Here is a 19,963-nt window from a genome sequence, read left to right as displayed (position 1 = left end):
CATGATTACTGGTTCTAAGGCTGTTTTGTTTTTCAGAGAGTTTTTGATTAACGTGTATGAGGCACATGATAGGTAGGGTTAAAAGAAGAAGTGCTTCATAAGGTGTTTATGAGGCATATGATTGACGGAAATTAAAAGAAGAAGTGCATCATAAAGTGTTTATGAGGCACATGATTAGCAGAATTAAAAGAAGAAGTGTTTCATAGAGAGTTCAAGAGATACATGATCAACAAAATTAAAGGAAGAAGTGCTTCATAGAGCGTTCAAGAGAAACATGATCAACAAAATTAAAAGAAGAAGTGCTTCATAAAGCGTTCAAGAGGAACATCATCAAAAAAATTAAAGGAAGAAGTACTTCATAGATAAAAGAATTACCATTTTCATATTGTTAAATAGAAAATTTCCACTGTATTTCTAATTGATGTAAACTAAAATTGTTCACACCAAATGCATATGAGAAAAAGGAAAATAAAGTTATTTATAGATTTTACAAAAAATAAATCGGAGTGACCAAATTGAAAATTGTCATTGCACCAGATTCATTTAAAGAGAGTTTAACCGCTTTAGAAGCAGCAAATGCAATTGAAGAAGGATTTTCTGCTGTCATACCGGATGCCGAATATATTAAACTTCCAATGGCAGATGGAGGGGAGGGAACGGTTCAATCGCTCGTTGATGCGACAGATGGAAAAATTATTGAAAAGACGGTTACTGGTCCGCTTGGGTTACCTGTTCAAGGATTTTTCGGTCTTCTAGGCGATGGAAAAACTGCAGTAATCGAAATGGCAGCCGCTTCGGGTATTCATCATGTTCCTTTAGACAAACGCAATCCAATTTTAACAACAACCTATGGTACAGGCGAACTTATTTTAAGAGCTCTGGATTTCGGTGTCAAAAAAATTATTATTGGTCTAGGGGGAAGTGCAACAAATGATGGGGGAGCAGGGATGGCGCAAGCACTTGGCGCAAAACTTCTCAATATTCAAAAGGAACAAATTAGTTTTGGCGGCGGTGCCCTCTCAGCTTTAAAAACAATTGATATTTCGCAAATGGATCCACGATTATCAAATATCCAATTTATTGTAGCATGTGATGTGGACAACCCATTAACCGGAGCAAACGGCGCATCTGCTATTTTTGGACCACAAAAAGGTGCAACACAAGAGATGGTCACACGTTTGGACAAAAACTTAACGCATTTTGCAGACATCATAAAAAAAGAACTGCATAAAAACGTTGACAGTGTTCCGGGAGCAGGTGCGGCAGGGGGAATGGGAGCCGGCATGTTAGCCTTTTTCAATGCCGAATTAAAACGGGGAATCGATATTATCACTCAAACATTGAAACTAGAAACCCATCTCGAAGGGGCGGAACTCGTCATTACTGGCGAAGGGAAAATAGATGGACAAACCATCTTTGGCAAGACACCAATCGGGGTTGCAAAACTAGCAAAAAAGAAGGGAATTCCAGTAATCGGAATCGCGGGATATATTGAAGACAAAAATGGGAGAGTAAGAGAAGAAGGAATCGACGCCTTATTTTCAATTGTCCCAGGTGCTACATCACTCGAAGATGCCATGACAAATGCTTATGAATATCTGAAAAATTGTTCTGAAAATATCGCTAGAGTCATCGACATGTTCAAAAAATAAAAATTCTTCTATTTGCTTATTTATTTTTTTTCTGTATAATTGTCACTAAAATAAATACTATCCTTCGGGGCAGGGTGAAATTCCCTACCGGCGGTGATGAAGCTGCAATGCTTCTTAGTCCGTGACCCGGTTAACAATTGTTAAACGGTGGATCTGGTGAAACTCCGGAGCCGACAGTTAAAGTCTGGATGGGAGAAGGAAAAAATAAAAAGTATTGGTAAGATGGCTATCTCTACCTTTCTTTCTTATTGTGTAAAAAAATGGTTTGATGAAATATCATACCTTTTTTCACTGTACATAAAATTAGAAAGGGAAGTCTATTCTTCACCTTTATTTCCTATACCCATAAAGAGTAACCCCTGAAGAAGCAAATTCTTTAGGGGTTTTTTATATTTTTATTAAGATAAGGAGCTTATAAAATGAATGACCAATACTACATGCAGCTAGCCATCGATATTGCAAAAAGTACGAAAGGTCAAACCACTCCTAATCCAGCCGTCGGGGCAGTGATTGTAAAAAACAACCAAGTAGTTGGGATCGGTGCACATGTCAAAGCAGGGGATTCACATGCTGAAGTACATGCCATTCAAATGGCCAAAGGGAGAACGAAAGACGCAACGATGTATGTCACCCTTGAACCTTGCAGCCATTTTGGAAAAACCCCTCCATGTTCAAAGCTATTGATTGAATCGGGGATAAAAAGAGTAGTGATTGCAACAAAAGATCCAAATCCGAAAGTGGCCGGAGAAGGAATCGAGACGATGAAAGCAGCTGGAATAAATGTAGAGGTCGGTTTACTCGAAAAAGAAGCCACCCAACTGAATCAAGTATTCTTTCATTTCATCCGAACGGGTTTGCCTTTTGTCACTTTGAAATCGGCAACAAGTCTAGATGGGAAAACAGCAACAAAAACTGGGAGGAGTAAATGGATTACAAGTCAGGAGGCAAGAGAGGATGTCCATTATTTCCGGCATATTCATGATGCGATTCTAGTAGGGGTCAATACGATTATTAAAGATAATCCAAGTTTAACAACAAGATTAAACGGTGGCGGGAAAAATCCTGTAAGAATTATCCTTGATACCCATCTTCGAACCCCTATCGATGCAAAAGTAATGGAGCAACAGGATGAGGAAACATGGATTGTTACAAGCATGCATGTGGACGAGAAAAGAAAAGTTACTTATCAAAACAAAGGTGTTCAAATCATTAACATGCAAACACCAACGATAGAAATAAAGCCTATGCTAAAACTTTTAGCAGAAAAAGGGATATGCTCTATTTTTGTCGAGGGTGGAGCAGAAGTACATGGCAGCTTTTTAAAGGAAAGGGCATTTCAACAAATGATAACTTATATTGCACCAAAACTAATTGGAGGAAAAACTGCCCCTACTTCGTTTGGTGGAGAAGGAATCAAAGAAATAGAGGATGCCATGAATGTTGATATTACCGACGTTAAAATGATTGGAAAAGATATTCGAATTACAGCAACTCCCATGTAAAGGTGGTGAATGAAGATGTTTACCGGAATTATCGAAGAAATTGGTCGTGTGAAAAATATCAAACAATCGGCTCAATCAATCGAATTAACAATTCATGCTAACAAAATAATGAAGGATATGCACAATGGAGACAGTATTTCCGTTAATGGAGTATGTTTGACGGTTACCTCATTTTCCAACGATGAGTTTCATTTAGATGTCATGCCTGAAACAATAAAATCTACTAGTTTAATAGAACTAAAAAATGGATCAAAAGTAAATCTTGAACGAGCAATGTCTTCGCAAGGTAGATTTGGCGGCCATTTCGTTTCAGGGCATGTGGAAGGAGTTGGAACGATAAAGAACATAAAAAACGTTTCCAATGCCCGATATTATGAAATCAAAGCAGATGCCGAGATCATCAAATACACGATTTTAAAAGGATCCGTTGCAATTGACGGAACTAGTTTGACGGTTTTTGAAGTGAGCGATTCTACTTTTACAATTTCATTAATCCCTCATACGCTATCTGAAACGATTCTAAGTGAGAAAGGAGTAGGAGACCTAGTAAATATCGAATGCGATATGCTTGGAAAATATATTGAGCATTTCGTTCATTCTCGATTTTCGGATACGCAAGAAGAAAATAAAACAGCAATAACCTATGACATGTTACAAAAAAATGGCTTTGCATAAGGAGTGATGGATATGTTTGATTCAATAGAAGAAGCAATACATGAATTAAAGGCAGGAAATGTAATCATCGTTTGTGATGATGAAAATCGAGAAAACGAAGGTGATTTTATCGCTTTAGCTGACAAAGCCACACCTGCTGTCATTAATTTCATGATTACATACGGAAAAGGTCTCGTCTGTGTTCCGTTAGAAGAAAAAATTGCAAAAAGTCTACGATTAAATCCAATGACTGAAGAAAATACCGATCCATTTGGAACAGCTTTTACGATTAGTATTGACCATATTTCAACCACGACAGGTATATCAGCAATGGAACGCTCAATGACGATTCAGTCGTTAGTGAATGGAAAAGCGATGCCATCTGATTTCAAACGACCAGGTCACGTATTCCCACTAATCGCAAAAGACGGCGGTGTATTAAAAAGAGCAGGACATACTGAAGCCGCAGTAGACTTAGCGAAACTAGCCGGGGCGTCGCCTGCAGGAGTCATCTGTGAAGTGATTAAAGAAGATGGAACGATGGCAAGAGTCAATGATTTGCGTATGATAGCGGATCAATTTCAGCTGAAAATGATTACGATTCAAGACTTAATCAATTATCGGAAAGAAATCGAAAGAGTAGGAAGTATTATCTAATTATAGGGAGGCTTTTAAAATGGGAACAATTTTTGAAGGAAATTTAGTAGGATCAGGATTGAAAATTGGAATTGTCGTAGGTAGATTTAATGAATTTATTACGAATAAGCTGCTAAGCGGTTCAATTGACGCACTTAAACGACATGGTGTAAATGAAGACGATGTGGATGTTGCGTGGGTTCCGGGTGCATTTGAAATCCCATTAGTTGCACAGAAATTAGCGAAAACGGACAAGTATGACGCGGTAATCACATTAGGAACGGTTATTAGGGGATCTACACCACATTTTGATTATGTATGTAATGAAGCGGCAAAAGGAGTAGCAGCTATTTCATTAAATACAGGAATTCCAGTCATTTTCGGGATATTAACAACTGATTCCATTGAGCAAGCAATTGAAAGAGCAGGTACAAAAGCAGGAAATAAAGGCTGGGATGCTGCAGTATCCGCGATTGAAATGGCGAATTTAGTTAAAATTGTAGAATAGGTGATTGTAATGATGAAAACTTCCTAAGTATAACTTGGGGAGTTTTTTCATCTGCTATAGTTCTAGAGTTAAAAAAGTTAGGGTGGCGGTAAATTTTACACAGGTAATAAACAAACTAATATGTGGAAAACTATGATGAAATAAATATTTTTTATAAAGGTGGATTTAGTGAACAACTATACGAATGACAACACCGCCAGAAGATATAAAGCCCATGTTAGTATTTTAGGGACAACTCAACTGCATTTAAGAAATCCTTATATTATTGCTTGGTGGTCAGCAGCATTCCCTGGATTCGGGCATTTGCTTTTATCTAAATATCTTAGAGGGTATGCATTATTTATTTGGGAAGTTATCGTCAATATTAACGCGCATGTTAATGCTTCAATGATTTATTCCTTTCAGGGGAATATCAGTATGGCAAAAGAGGTATTAGACACAAGGTGGCTTCTTATGTATATTCCCGTTTATCTTTTTGCTATTTGGGACAGTTATCGGATAACAGTAGATATGAACAGAGTTTATGTGTTAGCCGAGCGAGAGGAACATCGTTATAATTCTTATTCGATAGGTGCATTAGAGATTAACTATCTGGATAAGCGAAATCCAGTTGTTGCTGTGATGTGGTCTTTGTTTATCCCTGGTTTAGGACAGCTCTATATTCATAGAATTTTAACTGCTTTCTTTGTCATTATATGGTTAGTTATTTTTTATTATTGTTCGCATATTCAAGAAGCTGTTGTGTTTTTGTTTTTAGGTAAAGTAAAAGAAGCAACCGCGGTGTTAAATCCTGAATGGCTCCTTTTTATTCCTTCACACTATGGGTTTGCTATTTATGATTCTTATATGAATACAGTTGAGAATAATAAACTTTTTGATAAAGACTTAAGAAATCATTTAACCGAGAATTATCAATCGAAGGGTTTCCAAATACTAAAAGGACAAAAAGTGAAGTGAATCATTTTGCAGGTATTTTCCACATTTGAAACAACTGGATTTTTAGAAATGGCCATTTCAACCTTAGAAAAGAAAGGGATCCAAAAAGAAAACATATTTGCTGTTTCACTGGATAATCGGGCAGAAGATCGTAAAATTTTTGATACGTTGCATCGCTCAGATGGAACATCACTTATCGATATAGGGATGGGGCTTGCCACAGCTTTATCAGTTATTGGAGCAAGTATAGGATTTAAATTAGTGTGGGGGCCAATATATTGGGGCCTGATAGGTGCATTTGTTGGGTTTGTAATCGGCTTTGCTATTCGGCTTTTTATCGAATTGGTTGTAAAGAAAAATAAAAGAGTTTTAAAAGGCAAACATTCTGAAATAATTTTAATTGTTGATTGTGAAGAAACACAAGCGGAATTTATTGAGGATGTACTTTGGAGTCATTTTGCAATTGGTGTAGCAAAAATAAAATGATGAATCAATTTGGTTGAACTTATATAAAACAAAAGATTGTGAAGTACCATTAGTCGAAAGATCATGCTAAATTAGCAAATAAAAATAATTAGGCTATTAAATAAGATCAACGAAACCAACTGTACTAATTAGAATAGAACAGTTGGTTTTTTTAGCAAGTAAAATACCGATAATTGTTCAACACATCTTTATGCCCCCCTTACCTAAGTCGTATTGTGAAGAGTACCCATAATATATGAAACGTTAAACCAAGGAGATATCTAGGAATTCATGATATTATTTCAATATAGGAGAAAAGTTCAGCAATGCAAAAAGAAATAAAGAGCAGGTACTATTTTATGATAATATTGGTTACAAGTAAGAAAAGCGGAAACGCCTTGATCAGCCCCCCCTCGATCTGGAAATTGCACGATACTTTGTAAGACTGTTGACATGAAAATTTATACTTTTCTTTTAAAAAAGATTATTTAAGATAAGAATCCTCAAAGCATGTAAGCCAAGGTGGGGCAGTTCCTATCTTGGCTTTTATTTATACATAAAAAAGGAAAGGAACTGGTAGAGAGATGAACAGTCCCGTAGAAGTAATGAAAAGTAAAAAGAGGAATGTATTAGAGAAATATGTAAATGATTTCAGAAAGGAAAAATTATTTACATCAAACGTTGACGCTATTTTAATATTAGATTTAAGCGGTCTTTCTGTGGAAATGAATTCATCTTTCGAACGATTAACAGGTTATACAAATGAAGAGTTAAAAAAAATAACCTTTCAATCTCTTATTCAAATGGAAGATTTGGATAATTATTTGAATTACTTCTATAAATCAGTACTTGGGCAATATCATCATTTTGATTGTAAAATAAAAAATAAATTCGGTGAGATTACAGATTTAAATGTTATGAATATCCCCATAGCCGTTGAAGGACAAATTGTTGGAATACAAATGATTGCAAAAGACATCACACATTTAAATAAAAAAAAGGAAGAGATCAGAAAGATTGAAGATTTCCATAGAGTAATGTCAGAAAATGTGATGGATATCATGTTAACGACCAATATAATGGGAAACATTTTTTACATATCCCCTTCTTGTCAAACTATACTCGGATATCAATCTGATGAATTAGTGGGAAAACATCTTTCGATTTTGATACATAAGGATGATAAGGAAAAAGCTTTTTGCGATCGCGAAAAATTAATAACAAACCTTGAGTGCAATAGGGGAACTTATCGTTTTCTAAGAAAGGATGGCAGTTATGCCTGGGTAGAGTCAATTTGTAAACCAGTCATGGACCGTGATACACAAAACATTTCGGAAGTAGTGAGTGTCATTCGGGATATTACTGAGCATGTGAAGGCTGAAGAAGAGCTATGCACTTGGAGAAAGGCATATCGGGATATAGTCGAAAAATCCCCGGATGCAATAGTAATGGCGAAAAATGATAAAATTCTTTTTATTAACGAAATGGGAATAAATTTATTAAAAGCTAACCATGCAAAGGATGTAATTCAAAAATCAATACTGGATTTTATTCCTACAGGCTATCATACGAAAGCAAAAGAAAGAATGATGTTGATTTCTAAAGGGGAAACAACGAATTTTTCGGAGTACGAAATTATCCGAATGGATGGATCGACTTTTACAGCCGAAATAAAAAGTATTCCGACATTCTTTCAAAATGAACCGGCAATCCATGTGATCATTCGAGATATTACCGAACGTAAAAAAACTCAAGAACTTTTACACAACTCGGAAAAGCTAACGATTGCCGGACAGCTTGCTGCTGGGATTGCACACGAAGTTCGTAACCCATTGACGGCTATAAAAGGATTTCTCCAACTAATGGAAGCACAAATAAATAACAAAACTTATTTCAGCATCATACAGTCAGAAATGGACAGAATCGAACTTATTCTTAGTGAACTGTTGATTCTTGCAAAACCTCAAGATTTAAAATTTGAACGAGAAAATTTAAATTCTTTAATTGAGGAGGTCAAAACGTTAATTGACACACAGGCAATAATTAATAATGTCCAAATCTATATTGTTAATGAATATCAAGATCTAGTAGTGAGATGTGATAGAAATCAGCTAAAACAAGTGTTCATTAATTTCTTGAAAAACGCAATTGAAGCTATGCCAGAAGGCGGACTTGTTACGATTGAAATGAAAAAACTAGGTGAGAATAAGTTGAAGATATTCTTTAAAGATACAGGTATTGGTATTCCACAGTCTATTTTTAAACGAATAGGTGAACCATTTTTTACAACTAAAGAAAATGGAACAGGATTGGGGATCATGATTTCAAAGCAAATCATTGAAAACCATAATGGAACCGTTCATTTTTGGAGTGATAAGAAGGGCACAATGATTGAAGTAATATTACCTATAGATAATAAACAATAAGAGCCTTAATTGTTATTAATTTCGAATAATAATGGTATAAATTTCTCAACCTGATTAATACAGATCATATCTCGGTTAAAAAGTAAATTATCAAATTGTAACTTCTTTGTCACCCTTTGTAGGAAATATGTCTTATACTTAAATTATATTAATCATTTTAGGTGGTAGGGCGGACAAATGAAAATGCGGAGGCTTAATAGAAGAGGAAAAATTACATTATTTAGTTTAATTGTAATCATTGCCTCTATTACGGTAGGGTTTCAATTTCATAAAAAACAACTTACAGAACAAACGGCTGTTGTTGCAGCGATGGCGAAAGAAAACGTCAATAAAACGAAAAAAAGCCATGAAGAAAAAAATACTGGAACATCAAAGGATAAAAAAAGCGTAGAAAAACATCAAACTTCTGAAAAAAAAGAAAAAACATCGTCCAAAATATATAAAAAGCCTTCTATTCCAATTGTAAAACCTTCCGAGGAAAAAGTAATTTACTTAACATTTGATGACGGTCCTTCTAATAGAATAGAAGATTTAATGAATACATTGGAAAAATATAAGGCAGATGCTACATTCTTTTGGTTAGAGCCTAATATAAAAAGATTTTCAAAAGAGGCAAAGGATGCGGTAAAACGGGGATTTTCCATTGGACTTCATGGAGTCACCCATGATGCGAAGAAAATTTATGCATCAAGTCATTCAGTTGTAAATGAAATGGATACAGCCAATCATACACTCAAAGAAATAACTGGTAAGTCTACTAGACTAATAAGAACTCCATATGGGAGCTATCCATATATGACGCCAAAATATAAAGCGGCGGTAGATAACGCAGGATTTATATTGTGGGACTGGAATGTGGATAGTATGGACTGGAAATTTAAGAATGGTCGTTATATAAACGAGGTTATTCAACAAGTCGAAAATTTAGAAAGCAAAAACATAACCCCAGTCATTTTACTCCATGATCGGGCAGAAACGATTAACAGTCTTCCAAAACTATTAAATTATTTTAAAAAGAATGGATATACATTTAAAAAAATTAAGCAAAACATTATACCAATTCAGTTTTAAAACAATCATTGTACAATGCCTCCATGTTTGTGGGGGTTTTCTTATTATTTTATAATAACAATAGAATGAATTGAAAAGGAGGTTTATTGGATGTCCTCGATTCTTTTGTTAGAAGATGAAATGTCGATTAGAAGTTTTATTAGTTTAAATTTAAAAAAGGCAAATTTAACCGTATATGAAGCAGAAACTGGAGAAGAAGCGTTAGAAATATTTCATGCACATCCCGATATCGATATCGCACTTCTAGATGTCATGCTTCCCGGGATCGATGGGTTTGAGGTGTGCAAAGAAATTCGAAAAAAGAATCAACGAATTGGAATCATTATGCTAACAGCGAAAGCACAGGAAGATGATAAAGTAATAGGTCTTGATACCGGTGCAGATGATTATATAACGAAGCCATTCAGTATGAAAGAATTAGAGGCGAGAATCAGTTCTTTACTTAGAAGAATAAAAGCAATAGAAACTGTACCTAAACAAAATGTCATCTCCATTCCTCCTTTTTCGTTGGACAAAAGTAATAATACGATTTCTAAAAATAATCAACTCATTAATTTAACCCCTACCGAATTTGAATTAATAAAATTTTTAATGGAAAATGAGAACCAGCCTATTTCCAGAGATCAATTACTAGATCATGTTTGGGGACAATCTTTTGTCGGTGATTTGAAAATTGTAGATGTAAATATTCGCAGGATTAGAAAGAAAATTGAGGATTGTCCATCAGATCCCCAATTTTTAAAGACGTATTGGGGAATCGGATATATTTGGAAAAGGTGATTATCTATTTTAGATAAGGGCATGCACCTATTTTTACTTTGATACATATTTTATCTAGGGAAAAAGATGGGAAGGAGAATTAGGTATGTATTGGGATAATGACTATTATAGACAACAACTTCTCCCAAATCTAGGTAATATGAATCATTTAGGCGGATTGTTAAAGCCTTTTCAAGGGAGTGGCAATAACCAAGGGTTTCCGTTTGGAAACACAACGGGACAAGGGCAATGGCATCCGACTGGTCCGCCGCCGGGACAAGGGCAAGGATTTCCTTCGGGTCCACCGCCAGGGCAGGGACAAGGACAAGGATTTCCACCGGGCCCACCACCGGGACAGGGGCAAGGACAAGGATTTCCACCGGGCCCACCACCAGGACAAGGTCAGGGGCAAGGATATCCCCCAGGTCCACCACCAGGAGCCGGACAAGGGACGCAATCCGGCAGTCATTCGTCTAGTCCATCCGTTTATGCGGTAGACCCGGGTGCATTTAAAGGATGTTTACATCGATACACAAGAGTGCGTTTACGTAATGGCCAAAGATTTTGGTTTTATCCAACCTTTATCGGAAGAACATCAGTTGCCGGATACAGATGGATTAACAATCGATGGAGATATGAAGGGATGGACACCAATCGGATTGTTTCGTTTAACTGTTCCTAAAAGTTTATAAACAATTATACTAAGATCATATTACTATTCTAATATGGTCTTTTTTTGTTAATCTAACTGAACCCTTTCTTCAAACATTTCAATGAAATTTTTCGCACTTTTCGGCAAGTAACGGTCTTTACTCCATATAAGTGCGGATTCCGCTACGATATTTGTATTTTCTATTTGAAGAACTTGAACATTCGACGTCTGGAAAGAAAGCAATGAGTATTTTGGAATAATCGTGGCTCCCATTCCTTTCGAAACGAGGGATAAAATCATCGTCACATCCGGGCATTCACAGATGGTATTCGGTTCAAATCCATGTCTTCGGCATTCATCGACTACCAGTTCATATTGTCCGGAACCTTTAATGCGATGAAGGAGCAAAAGCGGAATCCCCTTTAATTGCTCCATTCTTATTGTTGAAGAACAGAGGTTCATCTCTCGTACCCACTTATGATGAAGGACGGCTACGTAGGGATCTTTTGATAAATGCAAATAGGAAAACTCCGATAAATCCATTGGCAGACGGGTAACACCAATATCAATCTCCTTATTTTTTATCTGTTCACCTATGACAAATGAATCGCCTTCCCTTAATTGGATGGAGACAAGGGGATATTTTTTCACAAAATCCGGAAGTCTTTCTGAAAAGAATGAAAAGCAAGATTTGGATGCACCTAATGAAAGAGTTCCCCTACAACCCTCGTCTGTTTCTTTCACTTCTATAATCGTTTCTTCAAGTTGATGGATTAATTTCTGCGCTTTTTTATATAAAACCTTTCCAGCATTCGTCAATTCTAATTTCTTCCCGCTTCTCTCGATTAATTTAACCCCGAGTTCCTCTTCTAAAAGTTTTAATTGATGACTTAATGGAGGCTGGGCCATATGGAGTTTTTTTGCTGCACGAGTAATTTGGCCTTCCTCAACGATCGTTGAAAAATATTGCAACTGCCGTATATCCATTTCATCCCACCTAATGCATACTTTTAAAGTATATAAAACAAATATTTTAAATATTTTAAATATACTTTACCATATGCTACATTCGAAATGTAAGGGTTTTCAAAAAATACATACTTTTAAGGAGTGTGAAAGACTTGAAAATGTTTGAGGAAGCAAAGCAAAAGCTGAGAGGGTCAATTGCACCAATCGTCACACCATTCCACGAAGATTATTCCATTGATTATGCAACATTTGAAAATCTAATTGATTGGCATATTAGTAGTGGAACACACGCCATTTCTGTAACAGGTACAACCGGTGAACCAAGTTCCCTTACTGTGGAGGAACGGATTCGCGTAATGGAAACAGCCGTTAAGAAAATCAATGGAAGAGTTCCTTTCGTACCAGGAACTGGATCAACTAATCATCAGGAAACACTTTATTTGACAAAAAAAGCACAAGAAATGGGTGCCGATGCTGCACTTGTCATTGTCCCTTATTATAATAAGCCTTCACAGCATGCTTTATATAAGCATTATAAAATTGTCGCCGATTCAGTTGATATCCCCATCATCGTCTATAACATCCCCGGAAGAACAGCAACCAATCTTCATGTCGATACGCTCGCAAGATTACATGAGGACTGCCCTAATATCATCGGAGTGAAAGAATCCAACAAAGATTTTGAACATGTGAATCGTGTCCTTCTTAAATGTGGGAGAGATTTTCTGCTTTACTCAGGAATTGAATTATTATGTTATCCAATGCTTGCTATCGGTGGAGCCGGACATATTAGTGCCACAGCCAATGTTGTCCCTGGAAAAATAGCCGATCTCTATAATACATGGGTGGCCGGTGATGCGCAAAAAGCGTTAGATCTGCATTTTGAATTAATGGAGTTAAATGATGTCCTATTTAAAGATACAAATCCTGCACCATTAAAGGCCGCGTTAGGAATGATGGGGAAAATTAAACCAGTCCTGCGTTTGCCGATGGATCTGCCAACTGCTGAACTGCAAAACGAAATTCGTGACGTATTACAGCAGCATGTAGTATTGCCAGATGAAATCGCAGCAAAAAGATAGGAGGAAACAAATGAGCAATTTAAAAGATATTCAGCTTTATATAAATGGTGAATTTATTGACGCCGCTTCAGGCAAAACATTTGAAAATATCAATCCATTTACAAATGAAGTAATCAACTATATTGCTGAAGGTGATGCCGCAGATATTCATGTGGCCGTAGAAGCGGCACATCGTGCATTCCACGGTGAATGGGGGCAATTGAAAGTAAGTGAACGATTAAAATATATTTATAAAATTGCTGATTTAATTGATGAACATATTGAAGAGATTGCTCCTTTGGAATCAATGGATACAGGGCTGCCTATCAGCCAAACGAAAAATATGGTGGCTCGATCTGCACAAAATTTTCGCTTCTATGCCGAAATGGTTTCCAATCGTTTAGTCGGTGAAGCATATCAGGTCGATGATGAGTTTATTAACTATACGATTCACAAGCCGATTGGTGTAGCGGGATTAATTACCCCATGGAATGCTCCTTTTATGCTTGAAACATGGAAGATTGCTCCCGCTCTAGCGACAGGAAATACAGTCGTATTAAAGCCTGGTGAATGGTCTCCGGTGACAGCTAATCGATTAGCGGAAATTATTGACAAAGCCGAACTTCCAAAAGGTGTATTTAATGTGGTACACGGTTTTGGAGAAACAGCAGGTGCCTCACTTGTCGCCCACCCAAATGTGCAATTAATTTCTTTTACAGGTGAAACGACAACGGGTTCGGAAATTATCAAAAATGGCGCAGATACACTAAAAAGAGTATCCGCTGAACTAGGGGGAAAATCACCAATCATTGTTTTTGACGATGCTGATTTTGATCGAGCTCTTGATGCATGTACATGGGGGATCTTTTCTTTTAACGGTGAACGTTGCACAGCAAATTCAAGATTATTTGTTCAAGAATCAATTTATGAACAATTTGTTGATGCATTAAAAGAACGAATACCAAAGATTATTGTCGGTGATCCGCTTAATAATGAAACAGAGGTCGGACCGCTTATTCATATCGAACATTTTAACAATGTGAAAAAATATATCCAACTAGCGAAAGATGAAGGGGCTGAAATCTATAGTGGAGAAGTTCCAAAAGAATTCGGAAAAGGAAATTTTGTTCCACCAACATTGCTGTTAAATGTGACGAATGAAATGCGAGTGGCACAAGAAGAAATATTTGGTCCTGTTATGGCAGTAATGAAATTTACGGATGAAAAAGAAGTGATTCGCCTGGCAAATGACACGAAATACGGTCTAGCAGGTTACGTATGGACAAATGATATAAAACGCGGGCATCGGGTAGCTCAAGGTGTTGATTCAGGCATGGTTTGGATTAATTCACAAAATGTGAGGGATCTTCGTATTCCATTCGGTGGCAGTAAATATAGCGGAATGGGCCGTGAAGGAGGACATTACGCATTTGACTTTTATACAGAAACACAAGTGGTCCATGTTGCCTTAAGTGCCCATCATATTCCGCAATTTGGAAAAAAGGAGAAATGATAGATGCCGGCAAAAACAGGAAAAGAGTATATTGAGAGATTAAAAAAAGCAAATAACAATATTTATATACACGGAGAAAGAGTAAATGACGTAACAGAACATGCGGCGTTTAAAAATGTCATTCAATCAATGGCGAAATTATATGATCTTCAATACGAAAAGGAAGACAAATTATTATACAAATCACCAACTACAGGTGAGAAGGTTGGAATGACATTTTTACAGCCGAAAACGATCGATGACTTAATAGCAAGACGAATGGCGATGACAGAATGGGCGAAAGTTTCAGGCGGGATGATGGGACGTTCTCCTGACTATCTGAATGCGGAAGTTATGGCGATGGGAGTTGCTTATGATTTCTTTTCCGAAGGGGACCCGTCCCTAGCTGAAAATGCGAAAAACTATTATGAATATGCGCGAGAAAACGATATTAGTTTAACCCATACATTAATCCATCCTCAAGTGAATCGCGCGAAAGCACAGCATGAGCAAAAAGATGCTAATGTGGCCCTTCATCTCGTCGAGAAAAATAAAGATGGAATTATCGTTGATGGAATTAGACTTCTTGCCACACAAGGTGGAATCACAGACGAAATTCTCGTTTTTCCTTCAACAGTTAAAAAGGCCGGCGAGTTAGATGATCCATACTCACTTGCATTTGCAATACCGAATAATACTCCCGGATTGAAATTTATTAGCCGAGAATCATTTGATTATGGAAAAAATCAATGGGATCATCCACTTTCTTCTCGTTTTGAAGAAGGGGATGCGATTGTCTCCTTTGAAAATGTTTTTGTCCCTTGGAACCGAGTATTTGTATGCGGAAATTCATCGATATGTAATCGTACCTTCCGTGAAACGAATGCGGTCGTTCATATGGCCCATCAGGTAGTTGCCAAAAATATTGTAAAAACGGAATTTCTTCTCGGATTAGCTCTTTCCGTAATGGATGCAATTGGAATTGATCAATTCCAGCATGTTCAAGACAAAGGAACAGAAATTATGTTAGCACTTGAGACAATGAGAAGTCATTTGTATAGGGCGGAGCATAATGCGAAGCTTGATAAATGGGGAACGATGACACCTGATTATGCTGCACTTGATGCTGCGCGTAATTGGTATCCAAGAGTTTATCCAAGATTAGTAGAAATTTTAAGAATCTTAGGGGCATCTGGATTGATGGGCATTCCTACGCAAGCAGATTTCCAAAATGAAGATATTGGTGCATTAATTGATCGGGGTTTACAGGGGAAAAATCTTGAAGGATATGAACGCGTGCAATTATTTCGATTGGCATGGGATATGACAATGAGTGCGTTTGGAAGTAGACAAATGCATTACGAATATTACTTTTTCGGGGATCCGATTAGAATGGGAATGACCTATTTTGAAGGATATGAAAAGGAGCCATATAAGGAAATCATTCGCGATTTTCTCGGTCAAGTTAAATCAGATAAATCCAGCTTTTTAAATGTGTAATAGCGGGGGGAAGTATGGTGAATTTTAATATCATTCGAGCGGCTAGAGCGGTATTGAACGTGACAAATCTAGAAGAATCAAGACGTTTCTATGTTCATGCACTTGGATTTATTGAGACGGAAAGTGATGACAAACATATTTACTTGCGTGGTCTTGAAGAACATACCCACCATAGCCTAGTGCTGAAAAAAAGTGACCGACCTAGTGTAGAAGCAATAAGCTATAAAGTTTTTGCAGAAGCAGATTTGGATACATTATCCGCGTTTTTTACAGAAAAAGGGTATCGGATTAAGTGGATGGAATCTGGTTCGCAAAAGGCGATGGGGCGGACGTTAAGGGTGCAGGATGTTTCCGGACTCCCTCTTGAGTTTTTTGCAACGATGGATCCCGTAGATCGTTTGTTGCAGCGCTATGATTTGTATAAAGGGGCAAAAGTTCAGCGTATCGATCATTTTAACTGTGCTGTAACCGATGTCGAGAAAGCATACAATTTTTACATTAATGAACTCGGATTTGCTTGTTCCGAGTACACAACTGCCGATGATGAAAAAATATGGGCCGCTTGGCTTCATCGTAAACCGACAGTACATGATGTAGCATTTATGAATGGGGTAGGACCGCGACTTCACCATGTCGGTTTCTGGCTAAGTGATCCGATGAGTGTGATTCATACTTGTGATGTGTTGGCATCATTAGGTTATGGCTCAAGCATCGAGCGAGGACCTGGACGACATGGCTTATCAAACGCCTTCTTCCTTTATTTACGAGATCCAGACGGACACAGAATCGAGTTGTATAACGGAGATTACTTAACAAGTGATCCAGACTTTAAACCGGTAAAATGGGATCTAGACGATCCAATGCGCCAAACCTTTTGGGGCCATGCAGCACCAGATTGCTGGTTTAACGAAGCATCAACCGTTTTAGATATCCATACGGGGCAGGCCGTCGAGACAGGCGACCCGAAATTAGAAAAGAAAAAGCCGACGATTATTATTTAGATAGACTAATTTTGATAGAAAGGAGGGAGTGGAGTTGGAAACAAAAATTAAGTTTAAACTTCAAGGGAAATCAATACTAGAAGAAGCGAGCATCGATAAAAAAGGTAATCAAATCCTCTTTCAAGGTGCTAATTATAAGATGAATCAACTACCATGGGACGTCCCTATTTCCGGAACGATCTGTGGAACATTATTAAATTACAAAGGTGCACTTGAGGCAATGGGGGATAAATTGAATCAGGCACCCTATCAATCACCACCGAAAGCTCCGATTTTATATATTAAACCAGTAAATACGATGATTAGCTGTGACACTCCTATCCCAATTCCATCAGACATACAAGAATTGGAAGTAGGGGCAGCCTTAGGAATAGTGATAAGTCGACCTGCTACAAAGGTAAAAGAGAATCAAGCATTTAATTATATAGCTGGCTATACAATTGTAAACGACATTAGTATCCCGCATAAAAGTGTGTATCGACCGGCAATTAGCGAAAAAGCTCGAGATGGGTTTTGTCCAATCGGTCCTTGGATTGTAGAAAAAAGTGCACATATTAATCCCGACAATCTAACAATAAAAGTTTTTGTTAACGAAGTGCTGCGTCAAGAAAATACAACAGCCAATTTGATTCGCCCTGTATCGAAACTTTTACAAGATATTACGGAGTTTATGACGCTAAATCCCGGGGACACCGTATTAGTAGGAATTCCCGAAAATCCACCTAAAGTGAAAGCTGGAGATCGAATTAGAATAGAAATTGAACAGATCGGAAATTTGGAGAATACCGTAGTTCATGAGAAGAATGCAGCATTGGGGGTATCAATTTGAAAAGAGCCCGCATTGTCTATAAGGGAGCCGTTCATTGCGTTGTTGAACACGAGGGGAAAATTAAGCTACCAGATGGGCAGATCGTTTCAGAACATGAAGTTGAATGGCTGCCGCCAGTTACACCGAAAACGATTTTTGCCCTCGGCTTAAATTATGCAGACCATGCAACAGAACTAGATTTTAAGGCACCGAGTGAGCCGTTAGTATTTTTAAAGGGGATGAATACGCTACTTGGTCATCGAGGCCAGACGAAGCGTCCTTCAGATGCCACTTTTATGCATTATGAATGTGAGTTAGTAGTTGTCATTGGGAAAAAGGCACGACATGTAAAAAAAGACGAAGCCTATGAATATATTGAAGGATATACAATTGCTAATGATTATGCGATCCGCGATTATTTAGAAAACTATTATCGCCCCAATTTACGGGTTAAAAATCGTGATACGTGCACACCGATCGGACCGTGGGTCGTTGATGCAGCAGATATCGAAAATCCAATGAATCTCACACTGCGAACCTATGTAAACGGCCAACTAACACAAGAGGGATCAACGAAAGATATGGTCTTTGACATTCCATTTCTAATTGAATATTTAAGTAGCTTTATGACGTTAAATGCAGGAGATATTATTTTAACGGGAACTCCTAAAGGCGCGGTTGATACAAAAGTAGGGGATGAAGTCATCACGGAGATTGAAGGAATTGGGCGATTAGTTAATGCGATTGTAAGCGATGTGGGGGGAGAATAATGCCACATTTTATCATAGAATATACTGATAATATTAAAGAAGAGGCAAGAATACAAGAATTATTAAAAAAAATAAATGACGTACTCATTTCAAAAAATATATTCCCTGTTGGTGGGATTCGTTCAAGGGCGATTGAACTCCATAACTACTGTATTGCAGATGACAGTCATGATGATGCGTTTGTCCATGCAAGCTTGAAAATCGGTGCCGGACGGTCGGAAAAGGTAAAGCAAGCAACGTGTAACGAGATATTCAATGTTATGAAGGATCACTTTGCCCATTTATATCAACATCGTTATCTTGCATTATCACTTGAATTAAATGAATTTAGCGAGGCAGGAACTTATAAATTAAATAATATTCATACCAGATATAAGAAAGCAAATGCCTCCGATAACAAATAAAAGAAAATAACATTACATTTCTGTCCAGCTCCAGCGCCCTATCGACTAGAGGACTTCAGAAACAAGTCAAGGTCCCGTAAGTCCTCTAAGTCGATGAACAAGGCGCCCCGCGCATTTCTAATTAGGAGGGATTAAATGGATGATCGATTATTTCGAACGGTAATGGGGAAATTTGCTACAGGCGTTACGGTCATTACAACTTTAACGAATGATAAAGTCCATGGAATGACCGCTAATGCATTTATGTCAGTCTCACTTAACCCGAAATTAATTTTAATTTCTATTGGCAATCATGCAAATATGAAAAAATATATCGAAGAATCCGGTAAGTTCACCGTAAATATTTTGTCAAAGGAACAACAAGAAGAATCCCAATATTTCGCAGGTCAGCTGAATGAAAAAAGAGAAATACAGTTTCAATGGATAGCAGGGGTACCGATTCTTCCTCGTTCCATTGCAAATATTGTTTGTGATGTTTATGAATCTCATTTAGCAGGGGATCATACTCTATTTATCGGTGAGGTAAAGGACATTCATACTGAAGATGGCGACCCGTTAACCTTCTATAGAGGAAAATATGATTGTATAACTTCGTAATTTTTAAGACCCTTAGAGTGATTTCTCAAGGGTTTTTTTACGAGAAAAAATTGTATTAATCTGAATCCTAAATGTCTTATAAACGTATTACCTTTAAAAG

The 19,963-nt window shown here is 37.3% G+C and carries 19 protein-coding genes, 1 pseudogene and 1 riboswitch; of the genes and pseudogenes, 19 read left to right on the top strand and 1 reads right to left on the bottom strand.

Going from position 1 to position 19,963, the window contains the following annotated elements:
• The first annotated feature begins 515 nt into the window (after positions 1–515).
• The 11 genes and pseudogenes from B5V89_RS11010 (at position 516) to B5V89_RS10960 (ending at position 11,291) form a co-directional block, all read left to right on the top strand.
• Positions 516–1,652 carry a glycerate kinase gene (locus tag B5V89_RS11010; RefSeq protein ID WP_108071969.1) on the top strand — a complete coding sequence of 379 codons (1,137 nt, stop codon included), beginning with the start codon at positions 516–518 and terminating at the stop codon, positions 1,650–1,652.
• 56 nt (positions 1,653–1,708) lie between these two features.
• Positions 1,709–1,856: riboswitch (FMN riboswitch) on the top strand.
• Between the two features lie 215 nt (positions 1,857–2,071).
• Positions 2,072–3,154, top strand: a complete 1,083-nt coding sequence (gene ribD, locus B5V89_RS11005; protein WP_066235243.1) for a bifunctional diaminohydroxyphosphoribosylaminopyrimidine deaminase/5-amino-6-(5-phosphoribosylamino)uracil reductase RibD — start codon at positions 2,072–2,074, stop codon at positions 3,152–3,154.
• A 15-nt stretch (positions 3,155–3,169) separates the two neighbouring features.
• Positions 3,170–3,829, top strand: coding sequence for a riboflavin synthase (gene ribE / locus B5V89_RS11000; protein WP_066235248.1), 660 nt, complete (start codon positions 3,170–3,172; stop codon positions 3,827–3,829).
• Positions 3,830–3,841: 12 nt separating this feature from the next.
• Positions 3,842–4,450, top strand: a pseudogene (gene ribB / locus B5V89_RS10995) (3,4-dihydroxy-2-butanone-4-phosphate synthase); the annotation flags it as partial.
• Between the two features lie 34 nt (positions 4,451–4,484).
• Positions 4,485–4,952, top strand: coding sequence for a 6,7-dimethyl-8-ribityllumazine synthase (gene ribH, locus B5V89_RS10990; protein WP_108071967.1), 468 nt, complete (start codon positions 4,485–4,487; stop codon positions 4,950–4,952).
• A gap of 168 nt (positions 4,953–5,120) precedes the next feature.
• Positions 5,121–5,909, top strand: coding sequence for a hypothetical protein (locus tag B5V89_RS10985; RefSeq protein ID WP_108071965.1), 789 nt, complete (start codon positions 5,121–5,123; stop codon positions 5,907–5,909).
• 6 nt (positions 5,910–5,915) lie between these two features.
• The gene (locus B5V89_RS10980) at positions 5,916–6,374 is read left to right on the top strand and encodes a hypothetical protein (RefSeq protein WP_108071963.1); all 459 of its coding nucleotides are present in this window, start codon (positions 5,916–5,918) and stop codon (positions 6,372–6,374) included.
• A 563-nt stretch (positions 6,375–6,937) separates the two neighbouring features.
• A complete protein-coding gene (locus B5V89_RS10975; protein WP_108071961.1) occupies positions 6,938–8,779 on the top strand; it encodes a PAS domain S-box protein in 1,842 nt (613 codons plus the stop codon).
• 177 nt (positions 8,780–8,956) lie between these two features.
• Positions 8,957–9,850, top strand: coding sequence for a polysaccharide deacetylase family protein (locus tag B5V89_RS10970; protein WP_108071959.1), 894 nt, complete (start codon positions 8,957–8,959; stop codon positions 9,848–9,850).
• 90 nt (positions 9,851–9,940) lie between these two features.
• Entirely contained in the window at positions 9,941–10,630 is a 690-nt protein-coding gene (locus tag B5V89_RS10965) for a response regulator transcription factor (RefSeq protein ID WP_108071957.1), read from the top strand.
• An 85-nt stretch (positions 10,631–10,715) separates the two neighbouring features.
• Entirely contained in the window at positions 10,716–11,291 is a 576-nt protein-coding gene (locus tag B5V89_RS10960) for a transporter (protein WP_342352534.1), read from the top strand.
• 57 nt (positions 11,292–11,348) lie between these two features.
• Here the strand turns inward: B5V89_RS10960 and B5V89_RS10955 are convergent, their stop codons facing one another.
• Entirely contained in the window at positions 11,349–12,248 is a 900-nt protein-coding gene (locus B5V89_RS10955; RefSeq protein WP_108071955.1) for a LysR family transcriptional regulator, read from the bottom strand.
• A 140-nt stretch (positions 12,249–12,388) separates the two neighbouring features.
• On the opposite strand from B5V89_RS10955, the gene hpaI reads away from it, so the two are divergent.
• The 8 genes from hpaI (at position 12,389) to B5V89_RS10915 (ending at position 19,863) form a co-directional block, all read left to right on the top strand.
• Positions 12,389–13,312 (top strand): 2,4-dihydroxyhept-2-ene-1,7-dioic acid aldolase, encoded by a 924-nt coding sequence (gene hpaI / locus B5V89_RS10950; RefSeq protein ID WP_107921339.1) that lies wholly within the window; start codon positions 12,389–12,391, stop codon positions 13,310–13,312.
• Between the two features lie 10 nt (positions 13,313–13,322).
• A complete protein-coding gene (gene hpaE, locus B5V89_RS10945; RefSeq protein WP_107921333.1) occupies positions 13,323–14,804 on the top strand; it encodes a 5-carboxymethyl-2-hydroxymuconate semialdehyde dehydrogenase in 1,482 nt (493 codons plus the stop codon).
• Positions 14,805–14,807: 3 nt separating this feature from the next.
• Positions 14,808–16,283: a 4-hydroxyphenylacetate 3-monooxygenase, oxygenase component gene (gene hpaB / locus B5V89_RS10940; protein WP_108071953.1), complete on the top strand. Its 1,476-nt coding sequence runs from the start codon at positions 14,808–14,810 to the stop codon at positions 16,281–16,283.
• Between the two features lie 17 nt (positions 16,284–16,300).
• Positions 16,301–17,284 (top strand): 3,4-dihydroxyphenylacetate 2,3-dioxygenase, encoded by a 984-nt coding sequence (hpaD, locus tag B5V89_RS10935; protein ID WP_108071951.1) that lies wholly within the window; start codon positions 16,301–16,303, stop codon positions 17,282–17,284.
• Between the two features lie 34 nt (positions 17,285–17,318).
• Complete coding sequence (locus B5V89_RS10930) at positions 17,319–18,113, top strand: fumarylacetoacetate hydrolase family protein (RefSeq protein ID WP_107921336.1); 795 nt, start codon at positions 17,319–17,321, stop codon at positions 18,111–18,113.
• A complete protein-coding gene (locus B5V89_RS10925) occupies positions 18,110–18,862 on the top strand; it encodes a fumarylacetoacetate hydrolase family protein (protein WP_066235268.1) in 753 nt (250 codons plus the stop codon). The genes B5V89_RS10930 and B5V89_RS10925 overlap by 4 nt, the downstream gene beginning before the upstream one ends.
• Entirely contained in the window at positions 18,862–19,266 is a 405-nt protein-coding gene (locus B5V89_RS10920; protein WP_066235270.1) for a 5-carboxymethyl-2-hydroxymuconate Delta-isomerase, read from the top strand. The genes B5V89_RS10925 and B5V89_RS10920 overlap by 1 nt, the downstream gene beginning before the upstream one ends.
• Before the next feature lie 135 nt (positions 19,267–19,401).
• A complete protein-coding gene (locus B5V89_RS10915; protein WP_066227577.1) occupies positions 19,402–19,863 on the top strand; it encodes a flavin reductase family protein in 462 nt (153 codons plus the stop codon).
• Positions 19,864–19,963: the final 100 nt, after the last annotated feature.

Origin of the sequence: Heyndrickxia sporothermodurans (assembly GCF_003055045.1) — a bacterium.
GTDB classification, from domain to species: domain Bacteria; phylum Bacillota; class Bacilli; order Bacillales; family Bacillaceae_C; genus Heyndrickxia; species Heyndrickxia sporothermodurans.
The sequence above is the reverse complement of the archived record's forward strand: the minus strand, read 5'-3'. Positions and strand labels throughout refer to the sequence as shown.

What these genes read in the sequence shown, in the direction of transcription:
- ribH (WP_108071967.1), top strand. Translation starts at nt 4,485, where the DNA reads ATGGGAACAATTTTTGAAGGAAATTTAGTAGGATCAGGATTGAAAATT.
- B5V89_RS10975 (WP_108071961.1), top strand. Translation starts at nt 6,938, where the DNA reads ATGAACAGTCCCGTAGAAGTAATGAAAAGTAAAAAGAGGAATGTATTA.
- hpaB (WP_108071953.1), top strand. Translation starts at nt 14,808, where the DNA reads ATGCCGGCAAAAACAGGAAAAGAGTATATTGAGAGATTAAAAAAAGCA.
- ribE (WP_066235248.1), top strand. Translation starts at nt 3,170, where the DNA reads ATGTTTACCGGAATTATCGAAGAAATTGGTCGTGTGAAAAATATCAAA.
- B5V89_RS10915 (WP_066227577.1), top strand. Translation starts at nt 19,402, where the DNA reads ATGGATGATCGATTATTTCGAACGGTAATGGGGAAATTTGCTACAGGC.
- B5V89_RS10970 (WP_108071959.1), top strand. Translation starts at nt 8,957, where the DNA reads ATGAAAATGCGGAGGCTTAATAGAAGAGGAAAAATTACATTATTTAGT.
- B5V89_RS10955 (WP_108071955.1), bottom strand. Translation starts at nt 12,248, where the DNA reads ATGGATATACGGCAGTTGCAATATTTTTCAACGATCGTTGAGGAAGGC.
- ribD (WP_066235243.1), top strand. Translation starts at nt 2,072, where the DNA reads ATGAATGACCAATACTACATGCAGCTAGCCATCGATATTGCAAAAAGT.
- B5V89_RS10965 (WP_108071957.1), top strand. Translation starts at nt 9,941, where the DNA reads ATGTCCTCGATTCTTTTGTTAGAAGATGAAATGTCGATTAGAAGTTTT.
- B5V89_RS10960 (WP_342352534.1), top strand. Translation starts at nt 10,716, where the DNA reads ATGTATTGGGATAATGACTATTATAGACAACAACTTCTCCCAAATCTA.
- hpaE (WP_107921333.1), top strand. Translation starts at nt 13,323, where the DNA reads ATGAGCAATTTAAAAGATATTCAGCTTTATATAAATGGTGAATTTATT.
- hpaI (WP_107921339.1), top strand. Translation starts at nt 12,389, where the DNA reads ATGTTTGAGGAAGCAAAGCAAAAGCTGAGAGGGTCAATTGCACCAATC.
- B5V89_RS10920 (WP_066235270.1), top strand. Translation starts at nt 18,862, where the DNA reads ATGCCACATTTTATCATAGAATATACTGATAATATTAAAGAAGAGGCA.